Annotated in this window: 10 protein-coding genes; 8 read left to right on the top strand and 2 right to left on the bottom strand. The window is 71.4% G+C overall.

Annotated features, from left to right (window positions below):
- Positions 1-16: 16 nt before the first annotated feature.
- Positions 17-442, bottom strand: coding sequence for a universal stress protein (locus AC16DP_RS24940; protein WP_329730151.1), 426 nt, complete (start codon positions 440-442; stop codon positions 17-19).
- A 320-nt stretch (positions 443-762) separates the two neighbouring features.
- On the opposite strand from AC16DP_RS24940, the gene AC16DP_RS24935 reads away from it, so the two are divergent.
- The 4 genes from AC16DP_RS24935 (at position 763) to AC16DP_RS24920 (ending at position 4,564) form a co-directional block, all read left to right on the top strand.
- Complete coding sequence (locus AC16DP_RS24935; protein WP_329730150.1) at positions 763-1,509, top strand: hypothetical protein; 747 nt, start codon at positions 763-765, stop codon at positions 1,507-1,509.
- Between the two features lie 208 nt (positions 1,510-1,717).
- A complete protein-coding gene (locus AC16DP_RS24930) occupies positions 1,718-2,284 on the top strand; it encodes a Uma2 family endonuclease (RefSeq protein WP_329730149.1) in 567 nt (188 codons plus the stop codon).
- A 93-nt stretch (positions 2,285-2,377) separates the two neighbouring features.
- Positions 2,378-4,018, top strand: a complete 1,641-nt coding sequence (locus tag AC16DP_RS24925; protein ID WP_329730148.1) for a sigma 54-interacting transcriptional regulator — start codon at positions 2,378-2,380, stop codon at positions 4,016-4,018.
- A gap of 186 nt (positions 4,019-4,204) precedes the next feature.
- Positions 4,205-4,564 (top strand): hypothetical protein, encoded by a 360-nt coding sequence (locus AC16DP_RS24920; protein ID WP_329730147.1) that lies wholly within the window; start codon positions 4,205-4,207, stop codon positions 4,562-4,564.
- On the opposite strand, the gene AC16DP_RS24915 is transcribed toward AC16DP_RS24920, so the two are convergent.
- Complete coding sequence (locus tag AC16DP_RS24915; RefSeq protein ID WP_329730146.1) at positions 4,561-8,265, bottom strand: protein kinase domain-containing protein; 3,705 nt, start codon at positions 8,263-8,265, stop codon at positions 4,561-4,563. The genes AC16DP_RS24920 and AC16DP_RS24915 overlap by 4 nt on opposite strands.
- A gap of 294 nt (positions 8,266-8,559) precedes the next feature.
- Here AC16DP_RS24915 and AC16DP_RS24910 point away from each other — a divergent pair, with 294 nt between their 5' ends.
- Genes AC16DP_RS24910 through AC16DP_RS24895 form a run of 4 tightly spaced genes read left to right on the top strand, consistent with a single transcriptional unit; the run spans position 8,560 to position 16,058 of the window.
- Positions 8,560-9,249, top strand: coding sequence for a hypothetical protein (locus tag AC16DP_RS24910; protein WP_329730145.1), 690 nt, complete (start codon positions 8,560-8,562; stop codon positions 9,247-9,249).
- Positions 9,246-9,791, top strand: a complete 546-nt coding sequence (locus tag AC16DP_RS24905) for a hypothetical protein (protein WP_329730144.1) — start codon at positions 9,246-9,248, stop codon at positions 9,789-9,791. The genes AC16DP_RS24910 and AC16DP_RS24905 overlap by 4 nt, the downstream gene beginning before the upstream one ends.
- On the top strand, positions 9,788-10,765 hold the full coding sequence (locus tag AC16DP_RS24900; RefSeq protein WP_329730143.1) for a hypothetical protein: 978 nt from the start codon (positions 9,788-9,790) through the stop codon (positions 10,763-10,765). Before AC16DP_RS24905 ends, AC16DP_RS24900 begins: the two co-directional genes overlap by 4 nt.
- The gene (locus AC16DP_RS24895) at positions 10,755-16,058 is read left to right on the top strand and encodes an NACHT domain-containing protein (protein WP_329730142.1); all 5,304 of its coding nucleotides are present in this window, start codon (positions 10,755-10,757) and stop codon (positions 16,056-16,058) included. The genes AC16DP_RS24900 and AC16DP_RS24895 overlap by 11 nt, the downstream gene beginning before the upstream one ends.
- Positions 16,059-16,087: the final 29 nt, after the last annotated feature.

Here is a 16,087-nt window from a genome sequence, read left to right as displayed (position 1 = left end):
CCTCCGGACTCGCTGCTCATCGCACCACCACCACCGGCTTCGTGGCCGTGTGCACCACCTGCGTGGCCACGCTGCCCAACAGCAGCCGCGCCACCGCTCCCTGCCCCCGGCTCCCCATCACCACCATCTGGATGTCCGCCCCCTCCGCCCGCTCGGAGATGACGTCCGCCGCATCCCCCACCCCCAGCTCCGTCCCCACCGCCACGCCGTACGGGTGCGCCTTGTCCGCCAGGGCCGCGAGCAGCCGGTTGCCCTCCCCCTCCAGCGTGTGCAGCAGCTCCGACAGCGAGCCCGGCGTCATGGGCCCCAGCGGGAGCACCACTTGCGGCATCGCGTGCAGCAGCAGGACTCCCACGCCCAGCTTCGCGGCCAGGGAAGCGCCGAACTCCAGGGCGCGCTGGGACGGAGAGGAGCCATCGACGGCGATGAGGATGCGGGCCATACCCCTCTCCATTCCATCTCCCGTGCCAGCCCCCTTCCGAGGGACGGCACCCGGCGGGACACGCGGGGCGCGCAAGGGCTGCGCGGAACGGGCGCAAGCGTTGCGCGCCCCTCCACCCTTTCCTGTTGAAGTCGCAGCTGGATTGCACGCGTCATGCCCACCCCTCGGGCCTGACGGGGGGCCCTGCGCCCGTCCCGCCGCAGGGCGGCAGCCCGTTCCTCTCGCAAACTGGGAAGACGGGGTATTCCTGGACCCGTTTGCGCCGCGCGCTTCCTCTGAGAGAGTGCGCGGCCATCCCCCCTTTCAGGAGCAGAGAGAAGATGAAGCACGAAGTCATGCCGCGTTCGCGTTGGCTCGCGATGGCCCTGGTGTCGCTGGTGGCGTGCGGTCCCGAGGAGGAGGAGCCCCCTCCGCCCGCGCCGGCCGCGGCCTGCACGCAGGAGTCCTACGACGCCGCCGTGCGCGACGCCGTCGAGGCCACCCAGGCGGAGGTCACCGACGGCCTGTGGGCCATCACCCCGTCCAACACGCGCCTGTCGTGGAACGGGGACCAGAGCGCGGTGCGCATGGTGGCGTGGACCACCTTCACCGGCTACGCCATCGGCGACAACACCCTGTCCCGGGAGATCTGGGTCACCGCGGTGCCGCAGCTCAAGGAGCTGTGCAAGACGGTGCCGGAGGACGCCGCGCGCATCGCCCGCGTCAACCAGTACCTCGGCCTGCCCCCGGCCACCGAGTCGGACAACCGCCGTCAGTTCGTCGAGATGTGGGTGAAGCCGGGCGACATGTTCCGCCCCTGCCCGGATCCGGAGATCTCCGACACCACGTGCGGCCTGTCGTTCCCCGCCGGCGTGTCCAGCGAGCACAAGACGTGGATCTCCAACAACTACGCCTCCAGCTACGGCTTCTGGCAGACCACCCACTACCCGTGGACGGGCCTGGGCTACACCTATGACTGGTGCAGCCAGGACGACAAGCACGTGGGCGCCAGCGAGTTCGTCGTGCGGCCCGGCTCCATCGTCAGCGTGACGGCCATCATCGACCGCAACACCTACTGCGCCCCGTAGGCGCGGGGCTCGCCGGACCTGCCTCCCGCGTGGGCAGGTCCGCGGCGGGGCTCCAATCCCTGGCGGGTGACCGCTCAGGTCACGCCAGTGTTGATTACTGTAGAAGTAGGGGACGGGCCATGCTACCTGTTGAGCAATGGAGCCCTGTCTCTCCCATGTGCATGCTTCCCCGGGCTGGGGGAGGCGTGCTCTTCTCCTGGCCGAACCCATGACGGTCACGGTCAAGAAACCCGCGACGTACGAGGACCTCCGTGCCCTGCCGGAGACGGTGGTGGGCGAGCTCGTCGCGGGCGAGCTCGTCGCCTCGCCCCGGCCTGCCAGCCGCCATACGCTCGTGACCTCCGTGCTGGGAGGTGAGCTGAGCGGGCCCTTCCAACGAGGGCGGGGAGGACCGGGAGGCTGGTGGATCCTCGACGAGCCGGAGCTGCACCTCGGTGGCGATGTGCTCGTTCCGGACCTGGCGGGTTGGACGCGCACGCGGATGCCGGTCTACCCGGACGAGCCCTTCTTCACCCTCCCTCCGGATTGGGTCTGCGAGACGCTCTCTCCCTCGACCGCGAGCTTCGACCGGATGAAGAAGATGCCGGTCTACATGCGCGAGCAGGTGGGACACGTCTGGCTCATCGAGCCCGTGACGCGGACGCTCGAGGTCTTCCGGCGCGAGGGGGAGCGCTGGGTGCTCGCGGGCAACTACGCGGGCAATGAGCGCATCCGCGCGGAGCCCTTCGAGGCCGTGGCGCTGGAGCTCGAGGCCTTCTGGCTCCCCAGCAAGTGAGGGGACCGCTCGCCCGGTGTGGTGCCGGGCCTGAACACCCCGGGGCGGGGGCGGTGTAGACTCGGGCGGGCGTTGACGCCCGGAACCGGCCCCATGCAGAAGAAGCTCTCCGACGACCTCTCGACGACCGCCGTGCACTCGCGTGGGAGGGAGGCCGCGGCCCCGCGCACCGTGCCGGCCCTGACCATCGTCTCCCATCCCCAGCCCCAGCGGATTGGCGAGCGGCGGCTGCTGAGCGAGATGATCGCCGCCACGGGCCGGACGGCCGCGCTGTCACGCAACGCGCCGGACTTCGCCCGCCCCGGCGGCGTCCTGGCCCTGCCGCTGGGAGACCCCTTCATCAGCCGCAAGCCGGTGCAGTTCGAGCCCGGGGCGCGCGGCGGGGTGCGGGTGCGGGTGCCGGAGGATGGGACGGAGGTGAAGGTGGCGGGCCAGCCGCTGGTGGGCTGCCGCGAGTTCTCTCCCGAGGAGCTGTCGGTGGGCGTGCCGCTGGAGCTCGCCGAGCGGGTGGTGCTGCTGCTGCACCATGCGTCCTCCGCGCCGGAGACGGGCCCGGGGGACCTGGGCATGGTGGGCCAGGGCGAGGGCGTGCGCCGGGTGCGCGAGGACGTGGTGCGCGTGGCGGACCTGGACGTGCCGGTGCTCATCCGCGGCGAGACGGGCTCGGGCAAGGAGCTGGTGGCGCGCGCCATCCACCAGCACAGCAAGCGCCGCGACGGGCCCTTCATCAGCGTCAACCTGGGGGCGCTCTCCAAGGAGCTGGTGTCCGCCGAGCTCTTCGGCTCGCGCAAGGGCGCGTACACGGGGGCCGCCGGGGACCGCGAGGGCTTCTTCCGCACCGCCCACGGGGGCACGCTCTTCCTGGACGAGGTGGGCGAGGCCCCGCCCGAGGTGCAGGTGGCGCTGCTGCGCGTGCTGGAGACGGGCGAGGTGTTCCCCGTGGGCAGCAGTGCCCCGGTGCGCGTGGACGTGCGGCTCGTCACCGCCACGGACGCCAACCTGGAGGAGCGCATCCGCCAGGGCATCTTCAAGGCGCCCCTGCTGCACCGGCTGGCGGGCTTCGAGATTCAGGTGCCGCCGCTGCGCGAGCGCCGCGAGGACATCGGCCCGCTCTTCATGCACTTCGTCCGCCAGGAGCTGGAGAGCACGGGCGAGGCGCAGCGGCTGTCGTCCGAGGATCCGCGCGCCGAGCCTTGGCTGCCCGCGCCGCTGGCCGTGCTCCTGGTGCGCTACGCGTGGCCCGGCAACATCCGCCACCTGCGCAACGTGGCCCGCCAGCTCGTCATCGGCAGCCGCGGCCTGCCCTCCCTGCGCGTGGATGCGCGGCTGGAGCAGGAGCTGGACTCCGCCGCCGCCGCCGTCCCCGGACAGACGGTGTCCACCCGGGCCCCGTCCGCCGCCTCCACCCACGCAGAGGAGCCGGAGTCCGGCGAGGACAAGGCCGCCCGGCGCAGGCCCTCGGACGTGGGCGAGCAGGAGCTGCTGGAGGCACTGCGCGCCAGCTCGTGGGACCTCAAGGCCACCGCGGACCGGCTGGGCATTCCCCGCTCCTCCGTCTACGTGCTCATCGACAAGAGCTCCCTCATCCGCACCGCCCGCGACTTGAGCCCGGAGGAGATCTCCCGCTGCTTCCAGGAGTGCCAGGGCGACCTGGACCAGATGGTGCGCAAGCTCGAGGTCTCCAAGCGCGCCCTCCAGCGCCGCGTGCGCGAGCTGGGCCTCGGCGCGGACTGACACGTCAGCTCCCGGCCTGACGCGTCCGTGACGTGTCCGGGAGGCGGGGGCAGGGGCTCTCTCGAGGCCGGGTGCGCGGGCTCCCGAGGGAATTGGACATGTCAGGCCCGCTGGTACGGGGCCTGCAATCTCCCGCTGGCAACGTTCATTCGACGTCCCCACGCGGGACACAAGGAGTCCGAGTCCATGGCCACCATCAACGTCGATATCACCGAGCGTGAGATCCTCTACCCCGATGGCAACAGGGTCCACCGGGGCGACACGGTGAACTTCCGTGTGATGGGCATCGCCGGTGATGTCACGGTGACGTTCGACACGCCCTGCTGCTTCACCTCGCCCGACCCCCTCCTGTTCACCGGGCTCACCCTCGCGTCGTCGGCCCTTCAGGTGGAGACGGTGTCCTCCTCCGCCAGCGCGGGCAATTACCACTTCACGGCGGACATCCCCGACGCGGCCCGCAAGAAGTTCCCCAACTGGGAGGCCAAGCGGGGCGACCTGGATGTGACGACGGATGAACCCGAGGAGGACGCCAGGAAGCCGCGTTAGGGCACGGAGGACCCGGCCACCGGCTCGTGCGACGCGGTGAGCCGCTGGCGCCACGCTGGCCCGAGGTGGGGATTGTGGGCCAACGCCTGCTCCAGCTCCTCCCGGGCCTCGTGGCGCCAGGCCTGTTGCCGCTCGGCGGTGGCGTGCCCGGCCATGGCCAGCAGCACGCTGGCGCGCAGCACCCGGGCACGGGCCCACCGGGGCCGGCTGGCCAGGGGTTGCTCCACCAGCTCCAGGGCCCGCTTCAGCTCCGGGGCGCTGTCCAGGCCCCGGCGCTCCTTCCACTCGCCCCGGTCGCGGAGGAACTCGCCCGCGGCGAGCCGGTACTCCTGGTGTTGGGGCTCCAGCTCCAGCGCCTGTCGCCAGGCCTTCGCCGCCTGCTCGAAGTCCTCGTCCCGGGCCTTGTCCTGACGGGCCAGCCAACGGGCCCGCACCCCGAGCGACTCCCCGAGGTAGCGCCACGCGTTGCCCAGCCGGGGGTTGAGCTCGCGCGCCTTCGCCAGCGCCTTCTCGGCCTCGCCGAGCTCCGGCCTCGGATCTCCCCCCTGCTCCAGCGCCCAGGTGGCCCGCAGCACGTGCGCCCGGGCCTGGTTGGCCCAGAGGTCCGCATCCCCGGGCAGCAGCGCGAGCGCCTGGCCATAGGACTCCAGGGCCGCGCGCAGGCCCGGGCCCGGGTCCTCCCGTTGGGCGAGCTGGAAGAGGGCCCGCGTCACCCGCACCTCGCCGAGGTTGTGGTACGCGTAGGCCTGCTGGGGCGCCACGTCCCGGGCCTGCTCGAAGGCCTTCCACGCCCCGGCGAGCAGGGGCTCCGGGTCTCCCCCGTCGTCCCAGACCTGCTCGGCCTGCCACAGGAGCGCCGCGCCCACGCCGTTGTGGAGCTGCAGCAGCTTGGGGTTGATGCCCAACCCCCGCCGGTAGAGCGCCAGGGCCTTCTCCAGGTGGGGCCCGTACTCCTCGCCGCGCTCGCGGTGATGGCGGGCGAGCAGCTCGGAGGCATAGGCCCCCTGGAAGCAGGCCACGGCATTGGCGGGGTTGAGCGTCAGCGCCCGCTCCAGCGCGTCCCGGGCCCGCTCCAGGTCCCCTGCCTTGTCCAGGGCGCCCTGGGTGGTGGCCCGCTTGCGGTACACGCCGCCCAGGTTGATCCACGCCTCCGCCTGCCGCGCGTCCAGGCGGATGGCCGCGAGGTACGCGTCGATGGCCTTGCCCTGTGGGGCGAGCGGCTCGCCCCCGTGCTCGCTCTCGTCATCGGCCCACACCCGCCAGGTGACGCCGAGGTGGATGAAGAAGGGGTAGTCGCGGGCCTCGGGGCGGACGCGCTCGAAGGACTCGAGGGCCAGGCGGAGCTGCTCGCGCGGATCCTTCCCCTGCTGTTGCAGGTAGCGGGCCCACTGCCGCCAGGTGAAGGCCAGCTCCCGGTGGATGACGTCCGGAGGCTCGCCCTGTTGAGCGGCGCGGGTGGAGGCGAGGGACTTCTCCAACAGGGGCTCCACGCCGTCGCCGCCCTTCTGGCCGCGATGCTCGGCGAGCCGGCGGTGCAGGCGCCCCAGGGACAGGTGGGTGGGGGCGTGGCCGGGCGCGGCGGTGAGCGCGCGGGAGAAGGACTCCAGGGCGCGCTCGTAGTGGGGCAGGACGTTGCCCTGGCCATACAGCTCCATGATGAGCGCGGCGAGCTCCAGCCGGCCCAGGGAGAAGTGCACGGCGGGAGCGCTCTCGGCGGTGGCGATGGCGGAGGCATAGGCCCGGCGGGCGGCGTCGAGGTCCGCCTGGGCGCCGTCGCGCTCTCCCTGGCTCCAGCGTTGGTTGGCCCGGGCCAGGAGGATGTTGCCCCGGAGCAGCGGCCCCTCGTGGAACCAGGGTTGCGTGTGGCCCATGCCGTCCAGGTGGGCCAGCGCCTCCTCGTGGTGCTCCTCGAAGAAGGCGAGGAGTGCCTTCACATACAAAGGAGGGGCGGGGATGTCGGGGCCCTCGGCCTGGCGGAGGTACGCGAGGGCCGGGTCCCGGTAGCGCTGCTGTATCTCACGGCGGCGGGCCTCGCGCTGCTCGGGGCCGCGGCGCTCCACCTCCACCAGCTGCTCCTGGTAGAGGTGGCCGAGCACCAGCGCGAGCGCCCAGGCCACGCGCGGCTCGCGGTAGCCGTGCGCCCAGGCGGACTCGAGCCGCTCGCGCGCGCCCTCCATGTCCTCGAGGGCGAGCAGCGCGCGGCCCAGGGCGTACTCTCCTGGGCCCACGGCGTGCTCGCCGGCCTGACGCACCTCGGCCTCCAGCGCGGCCATCTCCGCGCGCAGGGCCTCACGGTCCTCGCGCGTGTCGTGCAGCCGGGAGAGGGCGGAGTAGCGCGCCGCGGCCTCCATGCGCTCCACGCGCTCGGTGAAGCGGCGGGAGAGGCGCTCGCGCTCGGCCACCTCGCGGCGGGCGAGCACGGCCTGTCCGAGCGCCAGCATCACCACCAGCAGCGCGGCGGAGGAGAGGGAGAGCAGCACCCGGTGCTTGCGCGCCTTCTTGCGCAGCCGGTAGCCCAGGCCCTGGCGTGCGAGCACGGGCTCGCCGGAGAGGAAGCGGTCCAGATCCTCGGCGAGGGCGCGCGCCGAGTCGTAGCGGGCCGGGCGCTCCTTCTCGAGGCACTTGAGGACGATGGCCTCGAGGTCCGCGGGGATGTCCTTGTCCAGCGCGCGCGGGGGCCGGGGCTCCTCGGACTGGAGGCGGTTGATGACCTCGAGGGCATTGGCGCCGGTGAAGGGGGGCTCGCCGGTGAGCAGCGCGTAGAGCGAGGCGCCGAGGGCGTAGACATCCACGCGCCGGTCGAGCTGGGAGGCCTCGCCGCGGGCCTGCTCGGGGGCCATGTAGTGCGGCGTGCCGAGCACCTCGCCCGAGGCGGTGCCCTCCTCCTTCCAGTCGCGCGCCAGGCCGAAGTCCATGACGAAGGGGGAGAGGCTCCCGTCCTGCGTGCGCTCGACGACGATGTTGGCGGGCTTGATGTCGCGGTGGACGAGCCCGGCGCGGTGGGCGGCGTGAACGCCCTCGGCGGCCTGGCGCAGCAGCAGCACCTTCTGCTCCAGCGTGAGCGTGTCCGCGAGCTGGCCCAGCGGTTGCCCGTCCACGTACCGCATGGCGATGAAGCCGCGGCCCTGCACCTCGCCTACCTCGTAGACTTCGCACACGCGCTCGTGGCGGACGCGGGCCTGGGCGCGAGCCTCGGCGAGGAAGCGGCGGGCGAGCTCGGGGTCCTCGCCGCGCACGAACTTGAGCGCCACGTTGCGGCGCAGCAGCGGATCATACGCGAGGAAGACGAGCCCCATGCCGCCCTGGCCGAGGAAGCGCACGGGCTGGTAGCGGTCCCAACCCGGGACGGGGAAGGCGGGCGCGCGGGGCTCGCTGGAGGCGGAGCCACTGCCGGAGGGAGAGGGTGGGCCCGAGGGCGCGGGGGAGGGGGAGACGGGCGCGAGGGTGGCGGCCTGCTCGGGTTGGGAGTCGTGCCGGCCCGTGTCCTCGCCGGAGAGCTCCTCGCGGAGCATGAGCAGCGTGTCCTCGGACAGCAGGCCCCGTTCCCTCAGCAGCTCGAATGGGCCGCGCTCCAGGCGGAGTGCCTCCTCGCGCAGGGCCCCTGCCTCCTCGTGGGAGAGCAGTCCTTCGTCCAACGCGAGGAGCAACTCCTCCTCGTACGCCTCACGCTTTGCCCCGGGGGAACTCACGCGGAGCAGCATACCGGTAGACCCGCGCCTTCCGGTAACTCCCGCGGGGGGCGTGGATGCCGTGTGGCAAGTTCCCGCGCTCGCTTCTGACGTGGAGCGGCGAGGGGTCTCCCCTGTCTCCTGCTCGCTCACTCGGATACCCTCCTTCCGAGATACCTCGCCTCTCCATGCGCACCAACTGCACGTGGGCCGGCGCCCTGGAACCGGAGAAAACGAACCCCGGTTGTCCGCCGAAATCGGGCCCATTCGTCCCCCGGGTGAACGCACCACCGCCTCTGGAGCTGAAGAACCAGGAAGCGATTGGAAATGGACGAAATCACCTTCATCCGGCAGCTCGAAGCCTGGCGGGCAACCAAGGATTCCCAGGTGCTCGGCGGACTGCTGGACACCCTCCTCTGCTGGCTTCCCATCCGCCCACCCCTCGTCCACGCGCTCGGGCAGGCAGTGGCCGAGGACATGCGGATGCAGGTGGTCGAGACGCTGCTCCTGAAGGACCCGGCGCGGCTCTCCCAGGCCAGCAGTCCACGCGGCTATGCCCGGGCCGTGTTGGCGAACAAGTATCGGGATGAGCTCCGCGCGAAATCGCGCCAGGCGCTCTGGGCCCATACAGGGCGCGCCGCGGAAGCCGCCACTGCCTTGCACTCCCAAGCGGAGCCGGATGCCACAACCCTGCTGGAGCGGGAGCAGCGGATGATGGTCCTGCTCCATGTCCTGGAGGCGCTCCGGCTGGAGGAGCGCGTCGCCCTGCTCCTGCTGTACGCCCCGGACCGGGTGACTCCCGAGGACTGGAACACCGTGGGACAGCGCCACCCCCCTCCACCGCCTTCACGTCCCGCGGAGACGCTCGATCGGAGCGCCATCGCGCACCTGCTCTTCCCAGGTGAGCCCCCGGAAACGGCGCGCGAGCGCGTCACCAAGCTCATCCAGAGAACGGAGCGCAAGCTCCGGGAGGCCCTCGCCCGCGCCCGAGAGTCCCTCGGAGAGGAGCAGCCATGAGCGCCCCTCGCGTCCGCTCCGCTCCGCTTCTCCTGCGAATGCGCGGGGGGTGGCCGCGTGCGAAGCATGTCATCAAGCACCTGTACCGCCCGGGCGAGCGCTGGGACCTCCTCGTCCCCGGGCTTCCCACCGGACTGCGCGAGCGCGCGCTCGCCGCGGGCTGCTCCTGCCTCCAACGCATCCAGAATGGCTCGGATCGTCCCGAGCGCCTGTCCTCCCCCTGCGCACGGCTCGTTCAGGCCGACCACGAGGCGTACTACGCGCCCGCGTACATGCACGCGGCCGAGACCTCGCTCGCCGGGCAGCGTGATGGGGTGCTCGGCAACGGCCGGCGTGCCCTCGTTGGAGACAATGGGGTCCTGGTCATCGCCAGTGATGGTTCTGACGGCCGCCCCGACCGGGTCCTTAGTGCCTACCGGCCCATCCTGGGCCACCCCGAGACACGGACCGCCGAGGAGATCCGGGAAGCCGCCTTCCAGCTGTGGAGCGACAAGACGGCCCTGGCCGGAGCCCCCCTGCCCGAGGACACGGAGGAGCCATGAGCACACACAACCCCTGGGTGGTCTCCGCGCTGGAGGAGCTCGGAAGACTCGAGCGGCGTCATGCGGGGCCTGGGCTGGACGCGGCCGGCGCATACCGGGTGCTCGTGCTGCTGACGCGGCTGGCGCAAGCGCGCTCCGCGGGTCTCGAGGTGGAGGTGCCGGAGCCGCTCCGCCAGCTGGATGCCCGAGTCAGGCCGGGCGCCCAGGAGCCCTCGCCGGCGCAGCTGCTCGCGAGGCTGGAGGAGACGCTCGCGGCGGACGAGGACCCCTTCGGAGAGCTGCTGGATGTACTGCTCCAGGTGGACGACGCGGTCTCCGTGGGAGAGACGCTCGGCCATGCCGGAGCGGCCGATTGGGTCCGCTTGGCCACCGCCCACGTGGCGCTCGCGCCAGAGCGGGTAGGGCCCCTGGGTGACTTGGCGGAACGCCGCCTGGGCACGCTGCCCGCGTCCGCCGTCATCCGCGTGCTCTGGGAGAGCGTCGCCCGCTCGGTCGTGGAGGCCACCCTGGAGGCGCTGCCCCCCGCCGTGAGCGCCCGGGAGGCCCTCACCCGGCGGAGGCTGGCCCGGCGCATCGAGGCCCGCCTCGGCACCGCCGTCGTCGGGGACCTGTCCGGGGCCCCCCTCCTGGAAAGGCTGCTCGCCCCGGCGGCCAGGGATGTCCAGGGACCCCTGGAGCCCATCGAGGGGGACAGGGTGGGCCTCTACGAGGAAGAGGGCAAGGTGTTCATCCAGGTCGAGCTGCCTCCAGGCCGCGAGCCCGCAGGAGAGCTGGAGCTGTACGTGAGCGCCGGCGAGAAGACCGCGGTGCTGAAGCTGCCCATCTGGCAACACTCCAAACGCGCCGCCATCGCCCGGCTCGACTCCCTGGAAGAGACAGGCCGGCGCCTGCGCGAACAGGGGCTCCCCGCATCCCTGGAGGGCGCCCGGATCCAGGCCGCGCTCCCGCTGAAGGAGACCGGGGATGGGCACTGACGTCAGGACCCTCGCGCTCGCCGTGCTTCGCGGAGAGCGGCCTCCTCCCGCGTTCAAGCCCGGCCGCATCGCGCTCGCCCGGGAGCTGCCACGGCTCATCGAGGAGTTCCAGTGCTCGGCGGACACGGAGGACCGTGCGGTCGCGGCGCGAGGGCTGGAGGCGTTGTGGAAGAGCCTGGAGCCAGACGAGCTCGCGTCCCCCTTCTTCGGGACGCAGCACCTCGCGCTGGGCTGCTGGGAGGCCGCCTCCCTGCTTGGGGTCCAGCTCCCATCCGCCAGGGGAACGGAAGAGAACCCCCTGTCCACCACCCGCCTCTACACGGAGTGGCCGTTCCTGCTACGGCCCCTCGTGCATGCACCGCTCCTGAACGAGGAGCCCGCGCGCGTCTTCCATGTATGCGGGTCATCCATGGCACTCCTCCCCGAGGATGATGCCATCCGCGACACACGCGGCCTCGTCCAGCGGCTGCTCGACGTCGGGAGCCCCCGCTGGGCCCTGGAGCGGAGGGCTCCAGGACGGTCGAAGATGGCGGCCCTCTTCCTGCGCGCCGTCCTGGAGCAGTGGCCCGAGAAGATCAAGAACCTCGGCGCGGGCTCGGGCTCCGGACCGTGGATGGAACGCACCTGCTTCGGGGTGACCGGAGAGCTCGATGAGCAGGGGCTCGTGCTGCCAGTCGACGGAATCCAGGAAAAGGTTCGTGGATTCTTCCAGCGGTTCCCCGAGGGGAGGCTCTTTGTCCCCGCGGCCCAATGGCGCGAGGCCCGTGAGGCTGCGGACGCCCTGGACGCGCGGCATGACCCCGACCCGTGGTGGACGCGCCGCAAGCGCAGATGGCGCCTGCAGCCCCTGCGAAGCGCACTCGACCTGCTGCTGCGCCTCGGCATCTCGACCGATTCAAGTCCCGAGACACGGCTCTTCGAGAAGCTCCACGAGTCCTCCCAGCGCGTGACGTTCTGGAACGGCATGTCGTTAGATGCCCGGAAGACCGTGGCCCCGCGCTACGTCCGGGCCGGGCCCCCGGACGAGTCACGGACGGAGCCCATGAGGGATGAGGAACTACTCGAGGACTTCCACGAGGCTTCGCTGCTGGGACACTCCCGGCTGGCCTTCATCGAGGGGGGACCGGGCAGCGGGAAGTCCATTGCCCTCCAACGTCTCGCGGCCATGCTGCCCGCCTTCTACCTTCCACTCGGGCCCGCGATCGGCGTGAGCGCGCGCACGCTCGTCCGTTACGACCTGGATATTGCCAGGGCCCTGGCATACTCCCGGCGGTCCCTGAACCACCAGGAATGCCAGGAACTCGTGACGCTGGCGCGCTCCCGTCTCCTGTCCGGCGGTGTCTGGCTTCTGCTCGATGGGCTCGATGAGGTCAACCCGGACGAGCGCACCCGCCTGCGGAGACTCGTGGATGAGTGGCCCGGCCCCGCGATCATCGGCGCCCGGCCGCTCCCGAACGAGGAGCCGGGCCCGCATCACCTCCGCCTGCTCCCCCTGGAGCCCGAACAACGCGAGAGCCTCTTTCAACTGCTGGGAAGGCCTGGCCATTGGCAGGTGCTCACCGAGGGGCGCCAGGAGGTCCGAGGCATCCCTGACCGGCGCAAGGAGATGCTGGCCGACCTGTGCGCCACCCCGCTGGGGCTCTCCCTGCTCGCCATGCTTCCCGAAGAGGAGCTGGGCCCCTCGCTGAACGTCCAGAGGGTCCTCCAGAACGGCCTGTACAGCCTTCTCGAGCGCGCGCAGAAGGCGGGACGCTTCTCCGAGAAGGTCCTGCGGTACGTCAGCCGGCAGGGGCTGCCAGTCCTCGGCGCGGCGGCCTGGGCGATGATCCAGCGCGGAGGTTCGGCGCTCGAACCGGCCGACCTGGAGTGCATGCGGGGAGACCTCGAACTCGTGGACGCGGTGCACGAGGTCCTCGACAACTGCGATCTGGTCCAGCGCGTCGCGCCCCTGACGTACCAGTTCTCGCACAAGAGCTTCGCGGAGCTGTGCGCGGCCCTGCACCTGAAGTCCCAACGCGAGTCCGAGCGCGAACTGCTGGTCTCCCTGGGAGATCCAGGCGTGGAGGCCGTGGCCTTCCATTTCGGAGCCCTCGTCGAACCCAGGCGGCTCGGACCCTTGCTCCACGCGCTCGCGAACAACGAGTGCCGCCCGATGTCCTCCCTCGCGCTCGCCACCCGGCTGCTGTTGGCGAACGGCCTGGAGCGAGCCGGCATCGATGCCGCGATGGAGATCCTGGTCCGCCGGTTGCGCCTGGCCAGCCGGCTGGCCATGGGACCTGGCGACATCTCCCGCCTTCCTGGCGGGCTCCACGAGAACACCGAGCTGTGGCGTGCGCTCGAGCTCTGGGCGGAGGCGCTCCGTCCCCATGCCGCGCGGCTGATCGCCGCGTGCCCACCCGCGGTGGCCCGGTTCCTGGAAGGACAGCACCCCCCCTTGTCCGCCCCTCCTCCCCCAGGGCCTTCCGTCCAGGAGGAGAATCCGCATGCGGCCTGTGACTTCGCGGAGCGGCTGGCGCTCGCGCTTGGGATGGAGCGCGGCCTGTCCCCTCGCGTGCTGGTCCGCTTCCGCCAGGGCCGCGAGCTGCTCGAGGCCCGTACGCCAGGCCCGTGGATCGAGCAGCTCGAGGAGCTCTTCGACATGCCGGAGGACGTGGGGCGCACGGCCCCCGCCGTGACGGCGGCGACGGTCTGGGCCCACCGGGCCACTCCCGAGCGGAGACTGAAGCGGCTCGACGTCCTCTCCGTGTTCCCGCTGGACGCGGTACAGCCCGTCGTCGACACAGTGAGCGAACGCGGAACCCAGCACCAGCGGCGCGAGGCGCTCATCCGCGCGGCCCTGAAGGATCTGGAGCACGACGCGGACACCGGCCAGCGCGAGGGCGTGGATGGACGCATGCTCCGCCGTTACACGCGCATGAGCCGCGTGAAGCTGCTGCGGCGCTGGAAGCTGCTCTGGGACCTCGGCCTGCTGGGGCAGAGGGGGTTCTCTCGTGCCCAGGGACTCTCGCGCCTGTATGCGACCTTCCTCGACGATGAGTATGGACCCGCACGCTGGCGGGCGCTCACCGCCCTGTCCTTTTTCGATCAGGCCTCGTATGCGGAATACGAGGCCCGGCTTCGCGACGGTTTTCCGGCTGTCCGTGTCGAGGCACTGGAACGATTGAAATTGCTGCTGGCCTTCGCGCACGGGCTCGATGCGGCACATCTCACCGCGCCGCTGCGCTCGCAAGATGACCGAGAGCGTTGGATGGCCTACAGCATCCTCGCCTCTCACCGGCAGGTCCCGCTCGAGGAGCTGTTGGCCGCGCTCCCGGAGCGGGCTCCGCTCCCCACTCCACGCCGGCGCGTGCGCCATGGCCTGGGGCCCGTGTGGGTCGATGCCATGCGGGAACATGAGGCTCGGGGACAGGCCGAGTTGTTCTTCCACGTCTTCAAGGCCGCACAGGACAACGAAGGTGCGTGGCCCGCCCTCTTCCCACACGCCGGGACGTCAGACGGCCCACTGCGCGGCGTGCTGCACTCCAACGGCATCGACGCCACGAAGTTCATCCAGGCCATGCTGAAGGATGGGAGCCCGAGCCAACGGCGGGTCGCCGCCCAGGCGCTCCGGAGGAGTCCCCGCTTGCTGGTGCCCTACGCCGATGACCCGGATCCAGAGATCGCCACCTGGGCACGGAACGCCGCCGGCTGGCTCCGATATGACGAGGAGCAGCGGGCGCGCAAGACGGCCCAGGACGAGGTGGCACGTCAGGCGGAGTTGGAGCGCCAGGCACGCAAAGCCCGGCCCGTCCTCGACTCCGAGCGCCTCATCGGGTTCACCTCGTTCGAGCAGCTCTGGAACGCGCTCCCTGACCACGAGCTGCCCTTCCACCGCATCAAAGGGGGACGGCCTCCGCGGCGCTTCTCCGAGTCCGAGCGCGAATCGGATCTCAATCGCCTCACGCACTATTGGTATCACCCCGTCACCCAGCGGCTGTTCCAGCTCTACGAGCCAAGGCATCAATCCCTGCTGCTCGCTGGGCTACGGACGGACTTACGGGACTTCGCCGCGCCCCTGCTCCGCGAGCACCTTCCCGTTCCCGGGCTCGTCCCGCTCGCCTTGGATTGGTGTGAAGGGGCTGCCTCGGATTTCGCGACCTACATCCTGGCGGAGACTCCACAGGGGGAAGAGGTCGCCCGCCAGCTCCGCGCGGAGCTCCTGTCGGGACGGCTCGACGCGCTGTTCGAGGGCACGGTACAGCGCCGGGCGCTGCGCGTGGCTCCGGGCCGGATTCATCAAGCCCCCACGAGCCGGTTGATGCTGCTCGATGGCCTGAGGGGCGTCCTCCCCATCCTGGAGCCGGGAACAGCGGAGTGGCTGAGGAGCGAGGCCCTCCACCTCATCCACTCGAACCGGGAACAACTCGAGACCTCGGCACGCATGCAGCCGGAAGTCCTCCAGTGGGCGCGTGACCACGCTTTCGTGGAAGAGACGCCTGTCCGGACCATCGCCCTGGAGGTGTTGTCCCTCGCTGGAGCTCCCGAGGATGCGGCCCGGTGGCGCCCCCTCCTGTCCCAGGAGGGCCTGCCGGAGCAAAGCCTCACCGCGGCCATCCGGATCGTCAGCCGATTCCCGGCCGGGAGCGACCTCGACCTGTTCCGGAACCTCCTGTCTCACTCGTCTCAGGTGGGAAGCGAGGCCGCCCAGGCGCTCGCGAAGGCCGCGAACGGGAACCGCGTCGAAGAGCTCGTCCGGTTGTTGGAGACCCCGCCCCCGAGCCTCGCGGACGCGGACGCCGCCACGGCTCCCTGGCGCGAGGCGATCGCCGAAGCCGTCCTGCGATGCGGAGACGGCGGGCAGGCGAAGCGGGTCGCGAAGCAGCTCAGCCGCGAGGCCTCGCTCCAGCGGCTCGCCGAGCGGTCCCTGCACCTTCCCGAGCACCTGCTCTTCCTGGCGGCCGGCCAGACGCCTCCGAAGTCCACGGACCCGAACACGGCCAGGGACGCTCCGAAGCACCTGAGGGAAGCCCTCGGCCGGGTCGATGAAGAAGCGGCCCGCCGGGTCCTCATCGAGGCCGCCTTCTGGGAGCTGCCCGGGATCTCACGCTTCGAGCACCCCTTCCGGTTCTGCGCCGCGGACCTCCTGGACCATGTGGAGGAGCGCAACGTGGATCTCCTGGTGGAAGCACTCCGGAAGAGGCCAGACGACGCGCTGGCACTCCGGTGGATCAGCGGCACGGCCCAGGGGGAGGAGACCCTCGCCGCCGTGTGGTCCGAGCAGGGCTTTTCCTGGTGGGTACCGGCCACCGGCTGAGGAACGGAGTTGCTACACTGCTTGGCACC

It is taken from the genome of Archangium sp., from assembly GCF_057119385.1.
Note: the sequence above shows the minus strand (reverse complement) of the source record. Positions and strands in the feature narration are given on the sequence as shown.